The 24443-nt window shown below is 41.1% G+C and carries 22 protein-coding genes; 15 read left to right on the top strand and 7 right to left on the bottom strand.

Annotated elements, in window-relative coordinates:
- Position 1: 1 nt before the first annotated feature.
- The 9 genes from G327_RS26245 to cydC all read left to right on the top strand — a co-directional run bounded on the left by G327_RS26245 (position 2) and on the right by cydC (position 10116).
- The gene (locus G327_RS26245; protein WP_026339463.1) at positions 2-733 is read left to right on the top strand and encodes a chitinase C-terminal domain-containing protein; all 732 of its coding nucleotides are present in this window, start codon (positions 2-4) and stop codon (positions 731-733) included.
- Positions 734-1837: 1104 nt separating this feature from the next.
- Positions 1838-2896, top strand: coding sequence for a ribosome small subunit-dependent GTPase A (rsgA, locus tag G327_RS0120050; protein ID WP_019616598.1), 1059 nt, complete (start codon positions 1838-1840; stop codon positions 2894-2896).
- Positions 2897-2992: 96 nt separating this feature from the next.
- A complete protein-coding gene (locus G327_RS0120045; protein ID WP_019616597.1) occupies positions 2993-3634 on the top strand; it encodes a GNAT family N-acetyltransferase in 642 nt (213 codons plus the stop codon).
- A gap of 786 nt (positions 3635-4420) precedes the next feature.
- Positions 4421-4669: a DUF3297 family protein gene (locus tag G327_RS0120035; RefSeq protein ID WP_019616596.1), complete on the top strand. Its 249-nt coding sequence runs from the start codon at positions 4421-4423 to the stop codon at positions 4667-4669.
- Between the two features lie 302 nt (positions 4670-4971).
- Positions 4972-5313: a 5-carboxymethyl-2-hydroxymuconate Delta-isomerase gene (locus G327_RS0120030; RefSeq protein WP_019616595.1), complete on the top strand. Its 342-nt coding sequence runs from the start codon at positions 4972-4974 to the stop codon at positions 5311-5313.
- Positions 5314-5621: 308 nt separating this feature from the next.
- The gene (locus G327_RS0120025) at positions 5622-5840 is read left to right on the top strand and encodes a DUF7661 family protein (protein WP_019616594.1); all 219 of its coding nucleotides are present in this window, start codon (positions 5622-5624) and stop codon (positions 5838-5840) included.
- 174 nt (positions 5841-6014) lie between these two features.
- A complete protein-coding gene (locus tag G327_RS0120020; protein ID WP_019616593.1) occupies positions 6015-6245 on the top strand; it encodes a DUF6429 family protein in 231 nt (76 codons plus the stop codon).
- A 263-nt stretch (positions 6246-6508) separates the two neighbouring features.
- Entirely contained in the window at positions 6509-8341 is a 1833-nt protein-coding gene (gene cydD, locus G327_RS0120015; RefSeq protein WP_019616592.1) for a heme ABC transporter permease/ATP-binding protein CydD, read from the top strand.
- Positions 8341-10116 (top strand): heme ABC transporter ATP-binding protein/permease CydC, encoded by a 1776-nt coding sequence (gene cydC, locus G327_RS0120010; RefSeq protein ID WP_019616591.1) that lies wholly within the window; start codon positions 8341-8343, stop codon positions 10114-10116. The genes cydD and cydC overlap by 1 nt, the downstream gene beginning before the upstream one ends.
- A gap of 32 nt (positions 10117-10148) precedes the next feature.
- Here the strand turns inward: cydC and G327_RS26240 are convergent, their stop codons facing one another.
- Positions 10149-12032, bottom strand: a complete 1884-nt coding sequence (locus tag G327_RS26240) for a sensor domain-containing diguanylate cyclase (RefSeq protein ID WP_019616590.1) — start codon at positions 12030-12032, stop codon at positions 10149-10151.
- 678 nt (positions 12033-12710) lie between these two features.
- Here G327_RS26240 and G327_RS25215 point away from each other — a divergent pair.
- From G327_RS25215 to G327_RS0119985, 4 genes are all read left to right on the top strand, one after another.
- Positions 12711-14327, top strand: a complete 1617-nt coding sequence (locus tag G327_RS25215; protein ID WP_019616589.1) for a methyl-accepting chemotaxis protein — start codon at positions 12711-12713, stop codon at positions 14325-14327.
- A gap of 116 nt (positions 14328-14443) precedes the next feature.
- On the top strand, positions 14444-15766 hold the full coding sequence (locus tag G327_RS25210; protein ID WP_019616588.1) for a diguanylate cyclase domain-containing protein: 1323 nt from the start codon (positions 14444-14446) through the stop codon (positions 15764-15766).
- Positions 15767-16138: 372 nt separating this feature from the next.
- Positions 16139-16951, top strand: a complete 813-nt coding sequence (locus G327_RS0119990; RefSeq protein WP_169337252.1) for a substrate-binding periplasmic protein — start codon at positions 16139-16141, stop codon at positions 16949-16951.
- A 218-nt stretch (positions 16952-17169) separates the two neighbouring features.
- A complete protein-coding gene (locus tag G327_RS0119985) occupies positions 17170-17871 on the top strand; it encodes a PilZ domain-containing protein (protein WP_019616586.1) in 702 nt (233 codons plus the stop codon).
- 118 nt (positions 17872-17989) lie between these two features.
- Here the strand turns inward: G327_RS0119985 and G327_RS0119980 are convergent, their stop codons facing one another.
- Entirely contained in the window at positions 17990-18889 is a 900-nt protein-coding gene (locus G327_RS0119980) for a LysR family transcriptional regulator (RefSeq protein WP_019616585.1), read from the bottom strand.
- A 217-nt stretch (positions 18890-19106) separates the two neighbouring features.
- The gene (locus G327_RS0119975; RefSeq protein WP_019616584.1) at positions 19107-20411 is read right to left on the bottom strand and encodes a sulfurtransferase; all 1305 of its coding nucleotides are present in this window, start codon (positions 20409-20411) and stop codon (positions 19107-19109) included.
- A gap of 152 nt (positions 20412-20563) precedes the next feature.
- On the opposite strand from G327_RS0119975, the gene G327_RS0119965 reads away from it, so the two are divergent.
- Entirely contained in the window at positions 20564-21064 is a 501-nt protein-coding gene (locus G327_RS0119965; RefSeq protein ID WP_019616582.1) for a GNAT family N-acetyltransferase, read from the top strand.
- 364 nt (positions 21065-21428) lie between these two features.
- On the opposite strand, the gene G327_RS27230 is transcribed toward G327_RS0119965, so the two are convergent.
- On the bottom strand, positions 21429-21824 hold the full coding sequence (locus tag G327_RS27230; protein ID WP_019616580.1) for a hypothetical protein: 396 nt from the start codon (positions 21822-21824) through the stop codon (positions 21429-21431).
- A 66-nt stretch (positions 21825-21890) separates the two neighbouring features.
- Positions 21891-22148, bottom strand: a complete 258-nt coding sequence (locus G327_RS27225; RefSeq protein WP_019616579.1) for a hypothetical protein — start codon at positions 22146-22148, stop codon at positions 21891-21893.
- Positions 22149-22370: 222 nt separating this feature from the next.
- Here G327_RS27225 and G327_RS0119950 point away from each other — a divergent pair, with 222 nt between their 5' ends.
- Entirely contained in the window at positions 22371-22916 is a 546-nt protein-coding gene (locus tag G327_RS0119950; protein ID WP_019616578.1) for an acyloxyacyl hydrolase, read from the top strand.
- A 70-nt stretch (positions 22917-22986) separates the two neighbouring features.
- Here G327_RS0119950 and G327_RS0119945 read toward each other — a convergent pair whose 3' ends face one another.
- Together G327_RS0119945 and G327_RS25200 are read right to left on the bottom strand one after the other, a co-directional pair.
- Positions 22987-23787 carry a Cof-type HAD-IIB family hydrolase gene (locus G327_RS0119945; protein ID WP_019616577.1) on the bottom strand — a complete coding sequence of 267 codons (801 nt, stop codon included), beginning with the start codon at positions 23785-23787 and terminating at the stop codon, positions 22987-22989.
- Between the two features lie 343 nt (positions 23788-24130).
- Positions 24131-24443, bottom strand: a 313-nt coding sequence (locus G327_RS25200) for an IS66 family transposase (RefSeq protein WP_019616576.1), incomplete at its 5' end; no start/stop codon positions are given.

Below are 24443 nucleotides of genomic sequence, written 5' to 3'. Positions count from 1 at the left end.
TATGGATACTTTCCAGGCCAAAGTGCAGTATGCGATTGACCAAGGAGCAGGCGGTATTATGCTTTGGGAATTGGCGGGTGATTACTCAACGCCAGAACAAAACGGCTTAGGCCATCATTATTTTGGCAGCACATTTACCGATACTGCATACAATATGCTTAAAGATGCGTCACCTTACGGTATTAAAGCCGGTGATGAAAGCTTTGTGCCTGCAGCTGAAACACTTGATGTAGATGTTGACCTGGTTGGTTTTATGCCAGTAGGTGAGGCTAACTATCCGCTTCAAATTGCGGTTAAACTGACCAATAATTCAGATGTTGATCTAACAGGAGCGAAAATTTCCTTTAATGTATCACCGGCTGTTCCGCTTAATAGTGAGTCATCGGATCCATTAACAATGCGACCTTATGAGCCGCTAGTAAATGGAGAAAACGGAGTTACAAATATTGTTGATCAATACAGCGGGGTCGTTATCAGCGCATCTCATATTGCCGAAAGCGGCACAGCTATGGGTAATGTCGGTGGTTTATCGGACGATTTCCATCGTTACGTCCTAACGCTGAAGGATGGGGAGCCTAATGATTGGGATGGGGAGCTTCCGTATGGAGTCGCCGACTTTGCATCTGGTGAGACAATTGATGTAGGGATCCGTGTCTATATGCCGATGCCTGTTCCGACGGACTTTACCTTCGAAGTTGATGGTAAAACATATGGTATAACAGCAGATAAATAATACGAGTGAACAGCAGGCAGAATTAAGCCGTTCGGTCTGCTGATTTTTAAATTCATTTAACTGAGTAACAACAAAAGGCCAAAGTAATATGTAGTTTACTTTGGCCTTTTTTAGTTTTTTGAAAAACAGGCTGTTATTGTCAGTTTTTATATGGAATGATTGATATATACATTCCCGCCTTATAGAGGTTATCCCCAACTAAGCCGATACCATCAAAATCATTCCTTCTGTACCAGCATTGTAAAGCAGACATAATATATTATGAATCGGCAGAGAAAATAATGATTAGATAAGCCTTCTGGGACACTGTCTAATCAACTGATTTTAAGGGATTATATAACAAGCTGGGAAGTCGTGCTTCCTAAAGCAGAGCATAATATTAAGCGGATCTGTATTACCGAAACGATTAAATAAATTCAATTTGGACGCGGCAGAAGGTCAAACATCATTGATGCGCTTCCGCAGATGTCATGTCGGGAGAAAACGTCATTTTGTATTGTCAGAATTTGAATTTGATTGGAAACAGATGCCAATGGCAAAGTGAGATTAAGACGAAGAACCGGGGTAAAAAAACAGAAAGTCACACTAAGCGAATATGAGCAGTGGATAAAGGTAAAACGGTCTCTCAAATTGAGAGAGTGGTTGCCCCAATTGAGACAAAAACTGCTAGGATTTAGACATTATTTGGGATTAGCCGATAGCAGTCGAAACATTATTAGGGGAGATTACCCTTTAAGTCGAGGCAATACCGAGATCAAGCTCTACGATACCAACGCGATTCATGCCTAAGCCGCGGTTCCGTAGGCACTAAAAGTGTCACAACAAACTTGACAACAGTCCGCATTAGTGTAGTGTTGCGAACTGTTTCGTAACCAAGATAAGAAAGGAATAAGATGATTGTAACTAATACCCACCCGGCACAAGAAGGCGTTAAAGCTTAATTTAACTCCCGTCGCACTGCGACTTAGCTAGTATATCCCCTTCTATTTGCCCGGTGATCTCATACCGGGGTCTCGTTAATGCTTTGTAGCATTAGCACTGCACATATTTCAGTCAGTACCCGACCTCCTATTTTGTTTATGCTGTTTTACAGTAGGTACTATCATGAATTCTATTTTTACTCATCCAGTCAATTTGACTCAACTTGGATGGAAAAATTACTTTACCCAACAACTAACTTTAGACGATTACGATAATTGCACCGCTGGTCGCGTGATTGCCCAGCACAAAAGTGGCTATATCGTCACGACCGAAGCGCAGACATTTCATCTCGATGCCCATATCCAGCTACCCTCTATGACGGTGGGAGACTGGATTCTACTGAGCAGTGAAACGCTGCGGTTTGAACGTTTACTGGACCGAAATTCACTATTTAGTCGCAAAGCCCCAGGGCCAAAAGTGAAAGAGCAATTGATCGCAGCTAACGTCGATACATTGTTTATTGTCTGCTCCCTTAACCACGACTTCAACTTAAGTCGCATTGAGCGCTATCTCGCTATAGCGAAAGAAGCCAAAGTAGACCCCGTGGTGGTGTTAACCAAAGCCGACCTTTGTGACGACGCCGAAGAAAAGCGAGCTCGAGTTCAAAAGCTCGACGCTTTACTTATCACTGAAGTAGTTAACGCCCTTGAGGCAGAAACGCTGCAAGGGCTACGCAGTTGGTGCAATGCAGGGCAAACCGTCGCCTTTATGGGCTCTTCAGGTGTGGGGAAATCGACCTTGATCAACACCCTGGCAGGCGAGCAGTCTCAAGAAACTGGCGGCATACGTGAAGACGACAGCAAAGGCCGCCATACAACGACCTATCGCATGTTGTTACCACTGCCAGAGGGCGGTCTATTGATGGATACACCGGGGATGCGTGAATTGCAGCTTGCTAGCTGTGAAGAAGGCGTGGCAGAAACCTTTGCCGATATCGAGTTGCTAGTATCACAGTGCCGATTTTCCGATTGTCAGCATCAATCAGAGCCGGGCTGCGCAGTACGCGCTGCGGTTGAAGCCGAGCAACTCGATCAAAGGCGACTAGATAACTACAATAAACTGCTCAGAGAGCAAGCCAGAAATGGCGCGACCCTAGCAGAAAGGCGTAGCGCTGATAAGCAATTTGGCAAGATGTGTAAAACGTTTATGTCCGCTAAAAAACGAGCAAGAAATGGCGCTTAATAATTAAGTAAGCAGTGACATCTATCTTGAAAAGTGCCGAATTATAGGTGCTTGCTGAGAAGATGTTACTGAGTAGAGGTTGGAGACACCCGTTATATGAATATACGATTAGAAACAAAAGACGATTACACCCAAGTTGAAGAGCTTACAAGAGAAGCCTTTTGGAATTTATATTTTCCAGGATGTAATGAACACTATTTATGTCACATACTACGTGAGCATAAAGATTTTATCAGGGAACTTGCTTATGTAGTAGAACTTGATGGCAAAATAGTTGCTTCCATTATGTATACACACTCTTATTTAATTAATAATGATGAAGAAAAAATCCAAACGGTATCTTTTGGTCCTCTATGTGTTCATCCCGATTATCAACGAAAAGGTATTGGTACGGCATTAGTTGAAAAGACAAAATCATTAGCAGCAAATATGGGAGTAGCAGCAATTACTATTTACGGAGATCCACACAATTATTGTAAACTTGGCTTTAAAAACGGAATTGACTATCAAGTAAGTAATATGGATAGTGAATATCCGTTAGGATTACTCGTTCTTGAACTTCAGCCCGGATTCTTTGGAACTAAAAAGTGGAAAATGAAGCAAAGTGATGTGTTTAATTTAGATCAAGACGAGGCAAATAAATTTGATAAAAGATTTCAAGAGAAAGAAAAGAAATATCAATATAGCCAAGAACTATTTAAAATGATGATAAGATCTCACTTAAAAAATAGCAACTAACAAAGTGTTTCACCGGACGCCGTGACCGGTGCCGGTGAATTTCATGTTGGCTTTAAATTTAATGCTGAATCATGTAAGCGTGTTTTGTATGAGGTGCTTTGTGAAATGCTCGCAAAGCGTAATGTTTACCGTTTTGTAAATACGCTCTTTTAGCTACAGCAAAGTTGATTCTGCTAATAGCGTTTTAACTTTTTTAAAAGCCAAAAATTTAAGCAGCCTTAATCATATGCGTAATCAGCATTATTATTTGCTATTTCATAGCAAGGTCTCGTAAAGCGAATATCATATTTTGGGTGTTAGCTGCATTAGTTGTCGGGCCATTTGCTATCCCATTTGTTTTCTTTTCAAAGTCAGTAGTAAAATCTGACTAATTAAGGCTAATAAGACCTATGTAATGCACATATTCAATAGTTTTCAAATGGCCCAAACTGCGCAATACGTACTGGAAAGTTACGTGGAAGCTGGCTTTCATCCATTTTCCCTACGCCTAAATAGATCATCTAATTAGTAGAACTGGTATGACATAAGTTTTCAAGCTATTACTAAACTCGGAAGTAATTTGAAATTTATTGAATTTTTTATACTGGCTGCCTACTTTATATTTTCGATACGCTTAGCAAAAGTTATTCACAATGCCTGGTATTTCTAGAGATATTTGGGCCCTATTTAAAAATAGGGCATTAGCACTATTCTGGCACAGAGCTAACATTTGTTACTGCAGGTCTTGAGCGTAAAGCCTATCTTGTCTACAATAGCGCACTTTTTAATTTACTACAGGTCACGAACATGAACGACACTAAATCGCTACCAGCTTTACCGGATCGCCTTTCCATCAATTCTCGCAGCCCACATCATGTGGCAGAAGTTTTCGAACACGACATACGTATTCTGATCAACGGTAAAGAACGTTTTGATGTCGAAGAATATTGTATCAGCGAAGGCTGGATAAAAGTCGCGTCGCACAAAGCGCTGGACCGTCGCGGTCAGCCGCTTTTGATGAAGGTAAAAGGGACAGTTGAAGCCTTTTATAGTTAAGACGTATTGCTGAAAAACCGTTAATTTTGTTAACGGCAATTTCCCAATAGTTAAGCAGTTTTGCAATGCCGCTTACTACCTCTGCTAAATAAGAGTCTAGAGAAATTTAGGCTCTATCTATTTTTAATATCCAAGCAACATTACTATCATGTAAAAACAGCGGTTATTTTACCCGCAGCAGGGTTGGTAGGATGCAAAAAATAATAAAATAAATCACTATACGTAATGTAGCTGTCGCTACTTTTCTATAAGAAAACTTCAGTCTTAAACTTTTGACATTGTCATACTCACAAGGAGTAATAATGCCTCACTGTATAATTGAATATTCATCAGACTTACACACTATTGTTAAACCCGATCAGCTAATTGGTGCTGTTTTTGCTGGAGCTTTAAACTCAAAGCTCTTTGAAGCTTATGATATTAAAACAAGAGCTTTATGTTTTGATAACTATCAGACTGGTCCAGTGAAAAACGCATTTATTCACGTTGTTGTAAAAATATTGTCTGGTCGTACTGCAGAACAGCGTTCTATATTATCCGGTTTGGTATTGACAGAACTAAAGAGTTTTGATTTTGTATCAACTTCTTTAACTGTTGAAGTCGTAGAAATTGAGCGCTCTTCTTATGCGAAAGTGCTAATGTGAGTAGATAAAAAAAGGCAAGCTTCAAGTAATCACTCCTTATCTGCGGCGGAGGAGCAAGTGTATCCTGAACATCAAAAAGTGAATACGGCTCGAGTGTCACGTTAGGCAATGATCTCTGGGTCAGCGGTAATGTATCTATTTTATCAGGTGTTACTATTACTAATCACGGTGATTGGAGCCGTTAGTGTTATTACACGAGTTATCGCGGATAACTGTGCTCCCGTTGTTGATCCTTGTCGTGTAAGGAAATCAACTATAAGTTGAGAGTGCATTTTACAGAATATTAAATGACTCGAAGGGGAGTACTCATGCTAATTAAATTCAAAGTCTTCGGTAAGAAAATGTCAGTGCTGCGAAAAAATGAACAATGGCTGCTTTACTTAGAATCGGATACTTCGATACGTGCCCGCATTTATGACGTAGTTATTCCTTCTGAGCTTAATGAAAGTGAGTTAGATTGTTATCTAGCTGACATTTTTCATGAGAATGCCAGCATCAAGTTTTCAACGGTTGAAAGGTACATGTAACAGCCTTTTAAATTTAAGATAGAAAAAAAATAACAGCTCCACAATTGCCAAAATTACTTTAACAAATTGAATTTAAATAGGATTTCATTTTCATACACAGAATGTGAATACAGCCGATGGTTGAATATGAACGAACAGCAGCTGTTGATAAGTCATAAAATTTAGGAGTTAATTATGGAAATAGATGAAGATAAAATAGATGAAGCTGCATTAGCTTTGATGCATCTCACTGTGCATGACAACTGCAGAGCCTGGAAACAGATTGACTGGGAAGTAACAAACAGGCTGCACGAAAAAGGGTTGATTTGTGCTCCCGTCGGTAAGGCAAAATCAGTTGTATTGACCGATCAAGGACTTCAGCAGTCAGAAAAGTTATTTAATAAACTCTTCTCAAAAAATAAATAAGCTCCGGCTTATAACGGCTTGCTGAATTTACTGCTCAATGTTAACTGTCGGCCGGCCGCCTCGCGTCAATATAACCAGCCGTCAATAGCAACGGTTAGGTTAAATATCGACCATTAGAACTCATTAGTTCGTGTGATTTTTGTAAATATAGTAATATTTACAAGCTTGTGAGTTTATTTCGTTAGCGATGCCTGCGATACTGCGTCATGTCACATTTTAACTCTTTCAACATGACGTTATGAAACACTACCTGCAGGAGCAGCATGGACAAATCTCTAGAAAAACAACTGAGCGGCTGGCTTAAAAAACAGAAAAAGGCCTGTGGCTTTTATCTGAATTTAACAGTATTGTTCGGTTTATTAACTGGCTTTTCTTTGATGGCTCAGGCATACCTTATTTCGACGATACTGCATGGCATTATCATTCTTAATATTCCTAAATCCGAGTTCAGCCATGAGTTTCTATTACTACTGACCTTAATTCCTGTGCGTGCAATACTGGCTTTTGCTCGTGAACGCGCTGGTTTTGAAGCAGGCAGGCGGCTCAGACTACAGATCCGTAGTGCAGTGCTTGATAAACTCAGTCAGTTAGGCCCGGCATTTATCAAGGGCAAACCTGCGGGAAGCTGGGCAAGCATTGTGCTTGAACAAGTTGAGGACCTGCATGATTTCTACGCGCGATATTTACCACAAATGATGCTTGCTGCATTTATCCCGCTAACTATTCTGGTGGTTGTATTCCCGTTAAACTGGACGGCTGGTCTTATTTTATTAACGACAGCACCGCTTATTCCGTTATTTATGATTTTAGTGGGCATGGGCGCGGCTGATGCAAATCGCAAAAATTTCAGCGCACTGGCTAAACTAAGCGGGCACTTTATGGACAGATTAAAAGGCTTAAATACCTTGAAACTGTTTAATCGTGGTGAGGCTGAAGGCAGGCAGATTGAATCTGCCTCTGAAGAGTTCCGTTTAAGAACCATGTCGGTGCTGCGAATGGCCTTTTTAAGTTCGGCGGTACTGGAGTTTTTCGGTGCAATTTCTATCGCTCTCTTGGCTATCTATTTTGGTTTTAGTTTTCTAGGCCACCTGAATTTCGGGGACTATGGTGAAGGCTTTAGTCTGTTTGTCGGTATGTTTGTACTGATGCTTGCACCTGAGTTTTATCAGCCTTTACGGGATATGGGCACGCATTATCATGCTAAGGCACAGGCGGTTGGTGCGGCAGAAGAGTTGATGGCGTTATTGGAATACGAGGTTGAATCTAGCGAGCAAACGACCTTGCCTAAGAACCGGAATGAGCTGAATCTGCATGCGGGGATTGAAATAACTGCCTGTGATTTTACGGTGAACAGTCATTCGGGTATTTCATTAGTGGGTCCCTTGAATTTTCAACTCGCTAAAGGGCGGCATATGGCGATGGTCGGCCCAAGCGGCTCGGGTAAAAGCAGTTTACTTAATGGTTTACTAGGTTTTCTTCCTTATCATGGCTCATTGAAAATTAACGGTGTTGAGCTTAAGGAAATAGATAAAGCGCAATGGCGAGCTCATTTGGCCTGGCTGGGGCAGGACCCGCAGCTTTTTCACGGCACGGTGCGTGATAATGTCGCAATGGCTAATCCTGAGATGGATGACCAGGCAGTGAAGGATTTATTAGCCAAAGCTAAGGTGCTTGATTTTGTTAATGCGCAGGTCTTGGGTTTACAGCACCCGATCGGTGAGCAGACTGCAGGGGTTTCCGTTGGTCAGGCGCAGCGGATCGCGTTAGCTCGGGCACTAGGGCAGAATGCATCTCTGTTTTTATTAGATGAACCCACCGCAAGTTTAGATCGGCACAGCGAGCAGGCGGTACTTAGTGCGCTGCGTGAAGCAATGGCGCAGTCATCGTGTCTAATGGTGACACATCGATTGGAGCAGTTAGAGCAGATGGATAACATTTTAGTGTTAGATAAAGGCAGGATCGTGCAGCAGGGCAGTTTTGATCAACTCAAGCAGATGCAGGGACTGTTTAAACAGATGCAGCAAGATGAACAGCAGGTTGAGTATACTACCGCTACGTGTCGGCCTGCAGATCAAGAAAATCAGGAGCTTAACTAATGAGATCCTTACTGCCTTTTATTAAGTTATTTAAACATCAATGGTTGATGATGTTTGTCGGTCTAGTGCTTAGCGTCACCACCCTGACGGCAGGAATCGGTTTGCTGTCGCTTTCCGGCTGGTTTATATCGGCGTCTGCTGTTGCAGGTTTAACACTGGTGACCGCGCAGGCGTTTAATTATTTTACCCCCGGCGGCGGGGTGAGGTTTTTGTCTGTTCTTAGAACTGCGAGTCGATACGGAGAGCGTTTGTCGACTCATGAAGCGACATTCAAACTGCTGACTCAACTTCGAGTATGGGCCTGGCGCAAGGTGCTTCCATTGAGCGCGTCTAATATGCAGGGGATGCGTCAGGGCGATCTGCTTAATCGTCTAGTTGCTGATATCGATACCTTAGATCACCTTTACCTGAGACTGCTAACACCAATGCTTGCATCGTTTTTGATGCTCGGTGTCTTGTACTTTTTTGTTAATTGGATAGATGGCGATCTCGCATTAATGTTGTGCGGCAGCCTGTTATTGGTCTGGTTGATATTACCCTGGTTATTTTATTATCTTGGCCGCAAACCTGGGGTAAAACAGCTCGAAAGTAAACGTATTTTCCGCATACAAGTGCTGGAGTTTGTACAGGGACTAGCGGAAATTTCACTGTTTGGCGCTAATGAACGATTTCGTGCGAAACTGGCGCAATCGGAAGTGAACTTGTTAGACAGTCAGCGTGCAATGGTCAATGTTATGGCATTCAGTCAGGCCGCGCTGATTTTATGCCATGGTCTGGTAGTGGTGCTTCTTCTCTATACGGCAGCATCGGGCATTGGTGAGCATCAGGTCCCCGGGCCTATGCTAGCTTTAATTGTGTTTATGGCGCTGGCCTGTATTGAAATGTTAATGCCGATAGCGGGGGCTTTTCAGCACCTGTCCTCCTGTGTCGCCGCTGCTGAGCGGATTAATGAGTTAGTCGAGCAGGAGCCGGGTATTGTTTTTAATGATCAAAGTGAAATGCGCGTATCTCAAGGGCAGCTGCAGCTTAAGGATATTGTATTTTCTTACCAGCAGGGCGGGGAAAAAGTGCTTAAAGGGATCAACTTATCTATTGAACCCGGCGAGAAAGTAGCACTATTAGGTCAAACCGGCTGCGGTAAATCCAGCTTATTGTCTTTAATTACCCGTGAGCGGCAGGCAGATTCAGGATGTTTATTATTAGACGGGCGCAGGATTGAACAGTACAGTCAGCGCGCATTAAGCGCCGGCATCTCTTTAGTGAGTCAGCGTATTTACCTGTTTAGCGGCACTTTAAGAGACAATTTGACCCTGGCCCAGCATGACTTTACCCCGGCAGCTTCGTTTGCTGAGCGCAAAGTCGCTGAAAGAATTAATGACCAGCAACTTATTGAAGTGCTTGAAAAGGTCGGTTTATCGGTATTGACCCAGGGAGAAGCGCCGCTTGATGTCTGGATAGGAGAGGGGGGCAGACAACTCTCCGGTGGTGAACAGCGCCGTATCGGTGTTGCGCGAGTTCTGCTTCGTGATGCGCCGCTATTATTGCTTGATGAACCGACAGAAGGACTTGATAAACGTACGGAAAGAGAGATCCTGTCTTTGTTATTTGAATTTGTCAAAGATAAAAGCGTACTGATGATAAGCCATCGACTAACTGCAATGGCGCAGATGGATAAGATTCACCTGATGGAGGATGGATTGTTGAGAATCTCGGGAAAACACAGTGAGCTGCTCGAAGATAATTATTATGCCAGTCTGCATCAGCAGCTAAATTAATATTGCGGCTGCAGGTAAAGTTTGGAGCTGTGCTACTGCTCTTTTATTTTACCTGCCATTACCTGATTTCGTCCTTGATCTTTCGCTGTAAATAAAGCCTGGTCTGCACGTTTGAAAGTTTGCTCAAAGTCTTCATTTTTATGCACTTCACTCACCCCGATAGTGGCGGTAATTTGAATCTCTAAGCCGTTAAAAGGCGTAACAGATTGTGCAGTCACCAGTCGTATCTTTTCAGCTAAGGTCATTGCCCCTTCTAAACGAGTATCGGGTAACAGGATAACAAACTCTTCGCCTCCCCAGCGGGCAAAGGAGTCCTGCTTACGAATATTAAGCTTAATCAGCTGTGTACATCTTTTCAGTACTTCATCTCCAGCATCGTGGCCGAATTGATCATTAACTTCTTTAAAGCGGTCTAAATCAATAACGGCAACAGAATAAACTTCACCGCCGCGTATGAAGCGATGCTGTGTATTGTCAATAACAGACTGAATACCATAACGGTTAGAAGCGCCTGTCAGTGCGTCACTATGAGCCAGTTTTTGTAAATGCTGGTTTGCATCTGCAAGCTCATTAGTGCGTTCTTTTACCTTACTTTCAAGTGAACGCCTTAAGTTTTCGAGAATTAGATTACGTTTTTTAAGCTTACTCGCGAGTGCATCACTATCTAGAAATGCTTGTGTGAAATGTATACCTGTCATATAGCTTTGGCTGATCACAAAAAGCAGCAGACCGTAACTGGCTAGGTAGCCGGTATTAATAAATGCTTGTGCAAATAAAATATCGTTGATGGCGCAAAAAGCGAGTGCAAAAGTGCCGGCTAAAAGTACGGTACTGCCTTTTTGTTGAGCAAAATAGGCCTTAGTCATGATGAAGAGTATGTAGATTATAAATATTGGCGCAATAAGCTGCATCAGTACTAATGTGAGATAACTGCTTTTAAGCCCTCCGAATAATAAGCCTACAGTTAATAATAATGAAACTAAGTAACTTAAAATAAGGACACGTTTATCGAAAAGCTGCGGAAAAGTCAGATAAAAGAAATGGCAGCCTAAGGGGACTGCTAGAAAAAAGGAAGTATATTCAATGGTGATCAGTTGAATAAGATTTAAAGAGGCTAGGTAGTTTAAAATAGAAGCATCTTGTACAACAAGCTCGCGTAAACCAAGGGTGATACAAAGTAATGAAAAAATAAGTGGTAATTTGTCTAAGGTTCGCAGAAAAAATAGAATCAGGTTGTAGAGAGCAACTGCAAAGAAAAAACCGGTTATAAACAGAGTGTTCATTGAGCTTAGCTTCTGCTCTTGAAAAATTGTCTGCGCATTGCCAATTTGTAAGGGATACCAGAGTCCGCCCCAGCCATATTCATAACTGGCTACCTGCAGTGTTAGGGTAAACACCTCACTGCTTGTTTCAAGTAATAATATTTGCGGCTGGTAATCACCGTGTGTCTTTTCTTTAGAAATGCCCGGTTCACCGACCGTGCTGAGTAATTTCTGGTCTTGATAGATGCGGTAAGCAATACCAATGACTGGTAATTTAACAGCAAGAGGTGCTTTACTTTCAGTCGTTGTAATCTGCAGGTGATAAGTGCCGTAGCCCTCGCTGGGATCTGCGTTTAGTTCGAACTCATTAAGTTTCCAATTACCCGGAACATTGATATAACGCGACTCATGACTGCTGGAGTTAAGCCGGGATTTTATCTGCTCGTCGGACAGGAATTCATTATAAAAGAATAACCATTCGCCATTTAATTCAATCGAATTAGGCTCATTAAGCATTTGGGAAATATCAATTTTACCTTTTTCTACCTGGGAAGCAGTGCTCTGAGGGGGATTTAGATAATATATCCCGTACATTAAGCCGGCAATGATTAATGTTAATAAACATAACTTGATAAAAGCAGTCAGCTGCAGCATGGAAATTGATTACCTTAAATTTTGTCTTGATTATTTATCGGGCGCAGCTTGATCCTCAGTAAATTAACGAAGTTGAGAAATTATCAGCTTAAATACAGTGAGTTAATCTAATAGCAAATTATAGCACAGAGTAAAGAATCGCAATTCTGCATGCCGTTAATAACGTCGCAGTATAGAAAGGCAGCCCCCGAATATTCTAATAATTTTATTATGAAAATAAGATACCAGCTGCAGCGCTCTGTTTCGTGTTTAGTTTTGCAGCGTCAAAATAAACGTCCCTGTAATTCACCGCTAGGCGGGATGTTCCTGTCGTTTCAGAAGTAATTTAATGAGGCAAAGGACCTTCCGTCTTAACTATCTACAGCTGGAGATATCGAAATCACTGCCGTTATGATTTGAAAACCATTGCGTGTCCCAGTTTTCATGTATATTTTATCTTTTTATGCTGGGTTGTTTGATTTATCAGCAATTTTTTAATATTTTTTATAACAGTTAGATCTTTGTATTGTGTCTGCTGGACAATTTAACAATGCATTGGCCGACGATGTAACGCAGCTTAGTTTTTCGGAAACTGAACCTGAAAATGTGACGCGAAAATAGTGTTGTGATAACAATAGATATTGATCATTAGCTTTTCGACAAAAACTCAACCTCTCAGCAAAACAAGGAATTGTGGATATGATGTTTAAGAAGTTCAAAGACTGGAAAATATTTAGCAAGGTCATGAGTATCTCACTCGTTACTATCGCTTTTACAGGTGCAGGCATACTGTTTTATCTGGTTCCTCTTTTCGAAGCCAAGATATGGGAGCAGAAACGTATTGAGCTGACGACTCTGGTGACGACAGTTCAGCAGGAAATAGAGTATCAGGCGAGCCTTATCGCCTCCGGCAGTATATCCAAGAAAGAGGCACAACAGGCAGTGATCGATAAAGTCAATGCTCTGCGTTATAAAGGTAACGAGTATTTTTGGATTAATGATGATCAGCACATCATGATAACGCATCCTCTGAAGCCTGCCTTAAACGGCCAGGATCTCTCTCAGCTTAAAGATCCCAACGGCAAAGTATTTTTTGCTGAAATGGTCAAATTAGCAAAATCTGAGGGGCAAGGTTTCGTTGATTATGTCTGGGAACGAGATGGTATCAATGAACCCAAAATGTCATACATTAAGTACTATCAGCCCTGGGGCTGGATGATCGGCAGCGGTTTGTACCTGGCTGATGTTGAAGTAGAGATGAACTTAGCAGAGGTGATCACTAAGGTGCTGTTGGCCATGGGCGCTGTACTGGTGTTTGTTTTGCTTTTTGCTTTCACTACCGCACGTCAGATAGTTTCTGGCATACGTACTTCCATTGAACATCTCAAGAGGCTTGGTGATGGTGATCTCACTGCGGTTATACAGAGCACTCAGAAAGATGAAGTTGGTGAACTGCTCGGTGCAATGGCAAATATGAGTTTAAAACTGTCTCAGATAGTGACTCAGGTACGTTCTGGATCTTCTGCACTGGCAAGTGCTTCTGTGCAGATAAGTGCTACTTCGCAGAGTCTAAGCCAGTCTTCTTGTGAACAGGCTTCCAGTGTTGAAGAAACCAGTGCTGCCATTGAGCAGATATCTGCCTCGATTAATCAGAATGCGGACAATGCTGAGGTAACTGATGGTATTGCCACTAAGGCCGCTCAACAGGGACAGCTTGGCGGACAAGCAGTGAACAATACAGTGACGGCGATGCGCAGTATCGCAGAGAAGATAGCCATGATAGAAGATATCGCTTATCAGACCAATCTACTCGCGTTAAATGCCGCTATTGAAGCTGCACGAGCCGGTGAACATGGCAGAGGATTTGCTGTAGTTGCCACAGAAGTGAGAAAGCTAGCAGAGAGAAGTCAGCAGGCATCGCAGGAGATTGGTGAACAGGCTTCCAAGAACGTTGCTGTTGCCGAAAGCGCAGGAAGCCTGCTTGATGAGATTGTTCCTAGTATTACACGTACAGCCGATCTTATACAGGAGATCGCGGCGACTTCCAATGAACAGGCCGGCGGGGTAGCGCAGATTAATTCTGCCGTCAGCCAGATTGACCAGTCGATCCAGCTGAACGCTTCTGCCTCTGAAGAGCTGGCCGCCACAGCAGAAGAGATGAGCGGGCAGGCCGTTCAGCTGCAGCATTTGATGGAATATTTTAAGATCAGAGATGATAACAGAACCCAAGCAGCCTCATCCTGTAAACGGTTCAACTCAGCAGAATCTGATGTGAATAATAAATCAGAGCAGCGAGCACCGGTTACAAACTATTAGAATGGAATAGATACGCTCATCGATCGGTGCCGCTCGAGCAGATCTATTAACACAATTTTTGATATTTTTAATCTGCATTAAATTTCAGCAGGTTTTAAAAACAGGCGATAAGTAATATGAGCAATGAGTGTGTGGGGGATAGTGACAGTGCTCTATACGAAAATCTGTTTAACAACAGCCACTCTGTGATGCTTATTATTCATCCTAATAGTGGTGCAATTTTAGATGCTAATATAAAGGCCTGTCAGTATTACGGTTATAGTTACGACAAAATAACCACTATGAATATTACGGATATTAATACTCTGCCAGAACATAGTGTGATAAATAAAATGCAAAAAGTACAGCGTAATCAGCAGGTGCATTTTAACTTTAAGCATAAACTGTCTAATGGTGAGATTAGAGATGTTGAAGTATACAGTAACCCGATAACTATTAAGAGGGAGACTGCTTTACACTCAATCATTTACGATGTTACTGACCGTAATGAAAAGGAAAAACAAAAAGAACACATTAAGAATGAAATGGCATGTTACGCTAGGCGCTTATCTAAATCTCATGATACGCTGTCAAAGGTTTTAAATAGTTTAGATTCAATTGTTTATGTATCGGATTTTTATAATTACGATATGATTTTTATGAACGATTATACTAAGAACCTTTTTGCTGAAATTAATTTTTCAGAAAAAAAATGCTGGCAGGTATTACAAGAGGGGCAGTCAGGACCATGTGCTTTTTGTTCAAATCATCATTTAATAAAGAACAATAAACCGACAGGTGTCTATGTCTGGGAGTTTCAAAATACAAAGAATAAACGCTGGTATCAATGCAGAGACCAGGCTGTTTATTGGGTGGATAACCGCCTGGTAAGAATAGAAATAGCTGTTGATATAACAGATCGTAAACAAGCTGAAGAGAAAATTTTATACACAGCCACACATGATAATTTATCGAAGTTACCTAATCGTTATTTATTCATGGACAGGCTGTCAGTCGCTTTAGCTGCATCTCAGCGAAACAACTCATTAATAGGCATATTGTTTGTAGATTTAGATGAATTCAAAGCTGTCAATGACAGCTACGGACATCAAAGCGGGGACTTAGTATTACAGCTGGTCTCGAAAAGACTGCTATGTTGTGCAAGAAAAACAGATACAGTAGCAAGATTTGGCGGTGATGAATTTGCAATTGTTTTATCACCCATAAATAAAAAACAAGATGCCGAGCTTGTCGCCCAAAAAGTCCTCAAAATAATGGCTAGCCCGTTTACGCTCGATAAAAAACAAATAAACATAGGAGTCAGTATTGGTATTGCAGTTTCTTCACAGAATAATTCTGCTTTAGACAGCTTATTAAAACAAGCAGACAGTGCAATGTATAATGTTAAGAAAAACGGCAAAAGTAACTATTGTTTTTTTGAGGAAAATAATAAAAGATAGTGTCGCTGGAGCTGCCTTAAATTGTATTTTCAATGCCCTCGAGCTGTTTAGTTTCAGGAACATGCCTGTAAACTTTCTTTAATTACCCGGAGCGGGCTTATTATGATTTTATTCACTGCTGCTGCTTTCAGATAATTATTCTGCAGCAGCAGTGAAATATTCGAGTAACACTCTTCCCGCAAGTTAACTGATAATCTGTTGAATAAACAGAGTATTAAATTTTACCAGATGCCTTTGAGATTAAAACATCAGTGATTATATTCAATTTTAATTATGCTCATATTAATTCTCGGCAGTGCAGGATGTGAATTTATCAGTATTCGACTCTACAATTAATGCGTGTGGCTTTATTATGGACGCGTAGTGATGAAGATGAGTTATATGATGATTTCCGGGTTAATGATCTACTCATTGTTCAGCCCGGTACAAGCAGCTGAGACAAATTCAGTAATGGAAGGCACCCGCATAACTTTTTGCGAAGATAGTGACGGCTTTCCACCCTATATCTGGGCGGAACAAGATAACCATTCAGGTTTGATTCAAGCACGCGGATTTAACACTGAGGTGATTACAAAGATACTAGCTAAACACAAAATACAGGCGGTTTTTACTTTTCTTCCATGGAAACGTTGCCTGCAGAATGTAAAACATCATAACGGTGTTCAAGTTGCCTTCAACATGGTCTTCACCGAAGAGAGAGACTCTGCGTACATTCTGACTAGACACCTATTTACTACCAAGGCCTATTTTTTCTATTCAAGAAACCACTATCCGACTGGTATCAATATTGAATCTGCATCAGACCTGGTTAAAAGCGGGGTTGTATGCGGCCGTTTCGGCTCAAACTATACGGGGTACGGTGTTAATAATAATGACGTTTTGAGAAGTGCACATACTTTCGAAAAACTGCTGCAGTTACTAAAGATTGGTCACTGTGATACTTTTCTAGCTCGATACGAGGTATTAGCGGGTTATAAATTGCTTAAAGAAGAATTATTTTCTGGTGTAGAGCTTGGTTACAAGCCTATTCCCGGCATACAGCCTACCAGGTTCTATATGGGGATTTCTCGGAACTATGAGTTCTCAGAAGAGTTAAAGGTGCTTCTAGATTCAGGTATTAGTGAAATGGAAAGCTCTGGAGAGCTTGAACAGATAATGCGGCAGTATCTTGCAAATTTAAAATAGTCATTTGAAAACAGTTCTGCTCATTCACTTGTACAGTCAACTTAAAGATCCTGATCGAATGAGAGTTACTTCTGCTGTATGAAAGTTTGATACTTTGAGTATGTTATAAAAAGCTTACCATTAATTATTTTCTTCAATCAGTTCTATATTTTTCAGAAAAAACTCCAGCAGTTACCTGTAGTTAGACTATCTTTTGTTAAAGAGTTAATGGAGCTTATATGACTGAAAATAGTGATTTTGACTGCCTCAATACAATGCGCTGTAAAACCGAAGTGTATCTACAAGTTTTAACTCCGACACAACCCATTCGATTAAAGTCTCGGTTGATTGGCGTAGATCCCTTTATGTCCGTTATTTTAGCGATGCACAACGATGCTGACTGGTTCAGTGCCAAGAATTTCCTTCGCGAAGGACAGGTTGTTGTTATTCGTTTACTAAACTGTGAAGACTCTGAAGCAAATATTTTTGCTTTTCGATGTAATATACAAAAAATAATGAGTATTGCTGGGAACTGGTTAGTAATTGACTATCCGAAACAAATTCAAAAAGTCTGTTTGCGCCAAAATGTGCGCTATCCAATCCAGCATGGATGTGATATCTACCATGAAAAGTCTACAAAACCAGTCAGTACCGGCAACTTAACCGATATCTCGATTAAAGGTTGTGCTTTCACTGGAGATTTCATTGCAGGTTGTGTTGTTGGAGACTGCTATCAGCTTCGCATTCAACTTGGTGAAAATAAAGCCAACTTAGGCACAGAAAGTAACAATGGTAATTTTGCTATTCCCATAACAGTTAAAAATATTACTGATATAAGCCTCCACACAGAGCAAAAACAGTATGGTTTTATTTTTAGCCAGAAAGATCAGACAACCACAGATTTCATAAAAAAAACTATTTTCTATAACCTTTCTCATTAAAGCTGCCGTTTATTTAATAGGTATTGAACATCTCAACATATTATTTAATTAAATAATTCACGTGTTGAAATACCCGAGCAGACAAATTTATTTGACTACTCGGGAGAGTAGTAAACATTTATACGGAACTGATTAACGAGTTTAGTTTTTCTCTTAGCCAGATATGCGCGGGAGTATATTCATTACGTTTATGCCACATCATGTTATGCAGTACAGGTTTAGTTGTGAAAGGGGGCTTCACTCTCTGCAGAAAAAACCTTTCAGCATATTTGTCTGCCATAGAATTACAGGTCAAACTGATACAGTCACTTTCAGAAACAAGCGACATCAAATTTAACAAAGAATTAGTTTCACAACTGACTTGTCTTGGCCGAATAACCTCTTCAGTAAAGAAATCTAACACATACCGTTCAGCACGGCGTACTTTACAAGTGATATGTCTTTCCTGATAAAAAGCCTGCTGGTCAATCTCTCCAGAAATTCGAGGGTGATCTTTCCGGCAGATCAAAGTGATCTCTTCTCGATAAAACAGCTGACTGTTATAGGACATATTGTGCAATTTTCCTATATCAATTGCGAGATCTGCCTTTTGTAAACTTAACTCATGTAAAAGCTGTTCTTCGTCGCCAGGAGTTAGATGGAATTCGATATTACAGTTTCCCATATCAGGATCTTTTTCAACCAGGGGTTGTAATATATTCATTATCGCTTCGTTTACGTAAACTAAAAATGTACGTGGAGCTTGTATATCAAATCCAGAGATATTACTTAAGGCGCTATTTATCATGTTATAGGCAGGTGATATCTGACCTGCTAACTGAATAGCTGCATTCGTGGGAGAAATGCCTCGTCCTTCACGAATAAACAGCTCTGTATTAAGTGCCTTTTGTAAACGTTTTAGGGAACCGCTGACACCGGGTTGAGTTAAACCCAAAGACTCAGCCGCCAAAGTGATAGAACGAAGTTCGTATACTTCAAGGAAAATGACTAATAAATTAAAATCGAATTTATGCTGCATTTGACACCCAAACATAATATAACAGTATGTATACTCTACATTACACTTTAGTTATATCTATGTATGTGTCCAAGCACTGGATCACAATTAAGATGTAGAGCGTAAAATTAAAAGGTCATTTTTATAATATAGGGTTGATGCTTATCAGAGGTAATCTAGTTCGAAAGGCAGTACTCATCTGAACAGGGAATAAATATTATCTGCATATTACCGCCTGCTATTTTATTATGCTTCCGGTGTTAGTCGGGTTGTTTTTATCACCGCTCCACTCGTACCAGCCACCGTCAAAGACACTGATATCTTTCCAGCCCATCACATAGGAATAAAAGAAAACTTCAGATGCCCGCCAGCCAGTACCGCAGTAGAACGCTACTTCCTGATTCTGGTTTATATTCCATTTCTTCCATAGGGCTTTGATATCAACTGCACTTTTCATTGTGCCGTCCGGGTTTAGAAAATCGGCCGCATTATTGGAACCAGTACCAGCATGCCCCCATTTCGAACCGCTAATGCGGCCTTTGGGTTTAATATAGTCGTAACCGCTTATTTTGCCGGTATACTCCTGCAGTGTACGAATACTAACCAGTGAATGCAGATCCGGATCTTTGCCTAATAATGTTCTAGCCTGTGGAACATCGATAATATAGTGTGGATTAGCTGGGATTTTTCTGCCGAATTCAATCTGTTTTTTATTTGAATTGGAGAAAGGTTCAGTAGCAAATCCTGCATCGACCCAGGCTCGCCAGCCGCCGTTAAGCAGGCGCACATCATCAACACCGGCATACATCATAATATTAGCAGCACGGGCCGCCGCCATATTATTCCGACCGTATAAAATAACGGTTGTATCGTAACGAATGCCGAAATTTTTTAACAGTTCCGCAAGTTTTTGATCGCTGACGCGATTCCACCACGGCTCTGACTCAATATCGTTAGTATTTAAATACAGTGCTCCGGGGATATGAGAAGCAAGATATTTCGTCGCCGGTCCCCAGTGCACCTCAATCAGTTTATAGTCTTTCTGCGGTCCGTATAAAGGTTTGTTGTTATTAATAACATCACTGAGCCATTGCGCTGAGACCAGTTGTTTAAAATTAGGCAGGGTCGTTAATTTTTCTGCTGTTTCACTTAATGGCTGCCTGATAACTTCAAGTTTTTCAAAACCTTGCTTCTTCAAAGCGAGACTAAGTGATAAAGCTTCACTGCCGCTGCAGTAAAGAAAAGTGGGTTTGTTTTTCTGCAGCTGCTTGCTGGAAATTAACTGCTGCAGCTGCTTATCGTCGAGGACCTTAAGCCACTGGCTGTCAATATTAACAGCTCCGGGAAAGTGGCCGCCGACATTGTCGTTATTCTGCGGCCAGCCGTTATAGTGATTGCTTGAACGGCAGTCTATAACCTGGACTTTATCTGACAACTGACCATTTATTAGGTATTGTGCTGATATATTGTCGAATGTAGCGGCTGTGGATGAAGCGCAGGCAAAAGCGATAACAGGCGGTAGGGTTTTAAGCAGATAAGACATTAACAAGCCACAAAATAACAGGCTTAGGCTGCCTGAATAAGAGAAAATGAATAGCAAGTATATATGAAAGAGTACTGTTTGGAAATGCAGGGCTTTAACGGCCGCTCTGAGTATTCTGTTTATGTTGAACACGTTAAAGTGAGTTTATTAAAATGATCCAATATAGAAAAGCACAAAACCATGAGATACCTGAGCTGAAAGCGCTGCTTTGGAAGTACGGACCTAATGAGTGGAATTATTTACCAGAACAGGGAGTTAATGAAACATTTTCTTTAATGGAAAAGGGGACTGCCGACGCGTTAATCGCTGTTCATGCAGATCAGATTGTCGGTTTATCATTACTGACGGACGGCAGCTCAAGTCCCGCTTACTTAGAAAAATACTGTGATTTACAATCTATCTGTTTTGTAGCTGAAGTTGTAGTAGCAAAAGATTTTTCCGGTAAAGGTATTGCCGCAAACTTATTGAAAATGTGTATTAATGAAGCTGAAAAAAAGGGATGCACAAAAGTGCTGATAGAAAGGCATGAAGAAAACCTTGGCTCTGCCGGCATGATGAGAAAAGCGGGTTTTACAATTATTGATACCTGCAAAGCACCTGATAAACGCCAGTCCGGATCAATGAATAATGTTGTGCTCCAGGTTGAAATTTAGAGGGAACTTTGTATAAGCACCAGGAAAGAGCCGGCCTGAATAGGGCCTGTTTCTACTGTTGTTAAAGTAGGCTCGAGAGCATAGGAAAGACAAAGAAACAACCTTTAACAAAGAATCACGCTGACGGCTTAAACAGCGAACCACATGTTGACTATGATGCTGTTACTCGGCCGTTTTACACGTGTTTTTTACTTCAATTGGACCATGAATATTTTTACTCAATTAAGCGCCAGCCGGCTAATTTCCGGCTATATTGCTGCTTACAGTTAATAAATAGCGCCGTGATTAAAGAAAGCTGTGATAAGAAAATGCAGACTCTGACCGTGCTGCCTTTGTAATCTAGGAACGGTTTTAATTCTATTTATTAAAAAGCGTAATTCAACTCCATACGTGTGACACTTTCATAGGTATCATCATTATAATTACCTACACCTACGTTGTTATTGTGGAAAATACGTGTAGTTAACGTAGGGGTGAGCTGGTAACCAATTGATGCCTCTAAATCGAAGGTGTTAGTTTTTATACCGTACAAACTTGTGGTATAGGCCGGATTTACATTAACCCAGATTTTATTGTTAACCTGAAACTTTGAGTAAATTTGAATCGTAGTGGTAAGTGCAGCAAGATCCACGCCTGTTGTTGTGCCGGTTTCAATATTCTTCTGATCAGTAATTAATCCACCTAGATATAAGCCGGGGTAGATGATGAAACGTTCCGTCAAGGGGACTGTTTGTAATGCTCCTGCAGAAATATGTGTCATAGCACTGTCTTTGTTATAACTTGCATCCAGACTGCCGGCAAACCCCGTTGAGGTATCAACTTTAAATTAACGTCCACGGAAAGTATCACCGCCTTCTTTTGCTTCAAGTGAAATCATATGCGCCTTGCCGTCGCCGGAGTCAGGTAACTGAAGTCCTAATTTCAGGTTATAACCCTTAGTTCCGTAGCCCATACCAACAGAGGTATATACCGCAGTGGGATCACTCATATCTGGAGCTTCTTCGGTGTCTGCTGCAGATGCACAGGACAAGGTCGCCAGTGGTAACAGGGTCAAGCAGATCAGTTTTTTGATTATTGTTCTCATAGAAACCTTCTTATTATTCAATTTAAAGATGCAACTCTTAAAGCAATAATAAAAAAGCAGGAGTGATTAGGATAATGATCAATAAATATTCGTGGTATACCTAATCTGCATATCTGAAACTTGGCAGGGAATATTGATCATTTGAGCGTTAAACGTGGTTAAAGGCTATTATTACAGGTGTTCACTTGCCAAAAATTTAGTTGTAACAAGGAGCAGAGAAGCATGGAGCCTAAAAAAAAATTTATAGTATTTCTGTTGTTTTTTTCTTCTTCATTTAGTTCGGCGCAGGAGGAATCAGATAAGCTGTTTGATGAATTAAAATTCGGGTTGCTTGCTCATGATGTGGAAGGTTTCTGGAGTAACAGCAAAAGAGAGCAGGGTGTCGATATTAATGTTGAAGGCATTTTTTCACCTTTCGCAAACTTACTGGGCGGTGAGATTCAACCCGCGGTTGGAGTCTCAATTAACAGTCATGGAGATACATCAAAACTCTACGCAGATGCACTGTGGAAGTTTACTGTCGGCGATTATTGTTTTGCCGGTATTGGTTTGGGAATTGCTGTGCATAACGGAGAGACACATCCGGAAGAAAGTGATATGAAAGCTCTGGGCTCGCGGTTTCTTACTCATTTACCCTTAGAAATCGGCTGCAGTGTTACTTCACGCTATTCATTATCTGCTTATTTTGATCATATTTCTAACGGCGGGACTAACCATACCAATCAGGGAATGGATACATTAGGTTTAAGAATTGGTTATAAATTCTGACAAACCCCGGGAGATGTCTACCTCCCGGGGTTAATAATTATTGTGCAGTCAGGTCTCAGTTCTTAGCTGCTCAGTCCAGTAGGTGTTTAACAAGGTACTGTGCAACGGCCTGATCATCACTGCTGCCGATAACTTCATTATCCGGCAGCGCCGATTTAACTTTATGATGCGCAGTTCCCATGACAACTCCTTTCCCGGCCATAGACAGCATTTCATAATCATTCATGCCGTCTCCAAAAGCAATACAGTCCTTCAGCTGATATCCTTTCATTTTTGCAACTGCATCTAAAGCATGACCTTTTGAAACGCCGGCATCCATAACTTCCAGGCAGGAAGGCGAGGAAAAGGCGATATTAGCCCGCTGAGCGAATTCAGCTTTAATTTTATCTTCCCAGATCACCAGTTTGTCATGATCCTGATCTTCGCGGGTTAAAAATATTTTGGCGATGTTTTCTAGCGGCGGATTATCAATATCGAAGAAGCTGTAAGTAAAGTTGTCATGATTAAAATCTGTTTTAGTGTCTTCTTTATTAACTAGCCAATCGTCATTACGGTAGAGGTTAATAATTATCTCATCATCTTTTTTAACCATATCAATAATGGCGGCGATGATATCCTGTGCAACGTGCTGCTGAAAAATAATGTCGTTCTGACAGTTATGAACACAAGCACCGTTTGCGGTGATCATAAAAGCGGGAATGCCCAGTTGTTCGCGCATTTGCGCTACATCAATGTGATGACGGCCTGTGGCAAAAATAAATTCCTTACCCTGTTCGTGTAGTTGGATTAATACTTTTTTAGTGAAAGGCAGGATTTTATGATCAGATGAAAGTAAGGTGCCGTCTAAGTCGGATGCTGCAATTTTGTACATGTAAATTCTCGGCTGGAAGTGGGGGACAATTTTTCATCATAACATAAATCAGCTACTTATTATCAGGCCGTTTTTAATATTTTTGGATGCACTATTATATCAATTAACCTCTATATAACAATGTGTTAAGTTTTTGACATAAATAGTGTTTAGTATTTTTCTAATTTCAACGACTAGGTAAGTAGCTATAGTGGTAACAGGGCACTGGATTACGATTTTCCATGTTCAGTAGCGCACAAGTTGACGGACCAGGATTCTAGCTGCATGTATTTGGTTTATGGGGGCGACTCTGTTAATCGGTAATACTAGTCCGACAGTCAGTTCTTTGTAAGCGTCCGGCCAACTACACTGGCTCGAGTTTTACGTTCCATGGCAAGAGCGAATCTATCTCATCTGGCTGATTTGATAACTGTTCAAGGCAGTGCATTAAGTAGTTAAAGGGCATTAACCCGTTTGCTTTCGCCGTTTCGATAACGCTATAAAGAATCGCACTGGCTACAGCTCCATTTTTAGTATTAGCAAACAACCAGTTCTTACGACCAATAACAAATGGTTTGATCGCCCGCTCTGCACGATTATTATCAATAGATAATTGACCGTCATTAATATATTGCACCAGCTTAGGCCACTGATTAATGCTGTAACTGACGGCTTTT

It is taken from the genome of Psychromonas ossibalaenae ATCC BAA-1528 (genome assembly GCF_000381745.1).
GTDB lineage: Bacteria > Pseudomonadota > Gammaproteobacteria > Enterobacterales > Psychromonadaceae > Psychromonas > Psychromonas ossibalaenae.
This window is presented reverse-complemented; position numbering and strand designations above follow the sequence as displayed.

Bases quoted from the DNA above. Each gene is read 5' to 3' on its own strand.
- G327_RS0119945 (WP_019616577.1), bottom strand. From the start codon at position 23,787: ATGTACAAAATTGCAGCATCCGACTTAGACGGCACCTTACTTTCATCT.
- cydD (WP_019616592.1), top strand. From the start codon at position 6,509: ATGGACAAATCTCTAGAAAAACAACTGAGCGGCTGGCTTAAAAAACAG.
- G327_RS27225 (WP_019616579.1), bottom strand. From the start codon at position 22,148: ATGAGAACAATAATCAAAAAACTGATCTGCTTGACCCTGTTACCACTG.
- G327_RS0120020 (WP_019616593.1), top strand. From the start codon at position 6,015: ATGGAAATAGATGAAGATAAAATAGATGAAGCTGCATTAGCTTTGATG.
- G327_RS26245 (WP_026339463.1), top strand. From the start codon at position 2: ATGGATACTTTCCAGGCCAAAGTGCAGTATGCGATTGACCAAGGAGCA.
- G327_RS25215 (WP_019616589.1), top strand. From the start codon at position 12,711: ATGATGTTTAAGAAGTTCAAAGACTGGAAAATATTTAGCAAGGTCATG.
- rsgA (WP_019616598.1), top strand. From the start codon at position 1,838: ATGAATTCTATTTTTACTCATCCAGTCAATTTGACTCAACTTGGATGG.
- G327_RS0119975 (WP_019616584.1), bottom strand. From the start codon at position 20,411: ATGTCTTATCTGCTTAAAACCCTACCGCCTGTTATCGCTTTTGCCTGC.
- G327_RS0120035 (WP_019616596.1), top strand. From the start codon at position 4,421: ATGAACGACACTAAATCGCTACCAGCTTTACCGGATCGCCTTTCCATC.
- G327_RS0119965 (WP_019616582.1), top strand. From the start codon at position 20,564: ATGATCCAATATAGAAAAGCACAAAACCATGAGATACCTGAGCTGAAA.
- cydC (WP_019616591.1), top strand. From the start codon at position 8,341: ATGAGATCCTTACTGCCTTTTATTAAGTTATTTAAACATCAATGGTTG.
- G327_RS0120025 (WP_019616594.1), top strand. From the start codon at position 5,622: ATGCTAATTAAATTCAAAGTCTTCGGTAAGAAAATGTCAGTGCTGCGA.
- G327_RS0120045 (WP_019616597.1), top strand. From the start codon at position 2,993: ATGAATATACGATTAGAAACAAAAGACGATTACACCCAAGTTGAAGAG.
- G327_RS0119985 (WP_019616586.1), top strand. From the start codon at position 17,170: ATGACTGAAAATAGTGATTTTGACTGCCTCAATACAATGCGCTGTAAA.
- G327_RS0119980 (WP_019616585.1), bottom strand. From the start codon at position 18,889: ATGCAGCATAAATTCGATTTTAATTTATTAGTCATTTTCCTTGAAGTA.
- G327_RS25210 (WP_019616588.1), top strand. From the start codon at position 14,444: ATGAGCAATGAGTGTGTGGGGGATAGTGACAGTGCTCTATACGAAAAT.
- G327_RS0119950 (WP_019616578.1), top strand. From the start codon at position 22,371: ATGGAGCCTAAAAAAAAATTTATAGTATTTCTGTTGTTTTTTTCTTCT.
- G327_RS0120030 (WP_019616595.1), top strand. From the start codon at position 4,972: ATGCCTCACTGTATAATTGAATATTCATCAGACTTACACACTATTGTT.
- G327_RS27230 (WP_019616580.1), bottom strand. From the start codon at position 21,824: ATGACACATATTTCTGCAGGAGCATTACAAACAGTCCCCTTGACGGAA.
- G327_RS0119990 (WP_169337252.1), top strand. From the start codon at position 16,139: ATGAGTTATATGATGATTTCCGGGTTAATGATCTACTCATTGTTCAGC.
- G327_RS26240 (WP_019616590.1), bottom strand. From the start codon at position 12,032: ATGCTGCAGCTGACTGCTTTTATCAAGTTATGTTTATTAACATTAATC.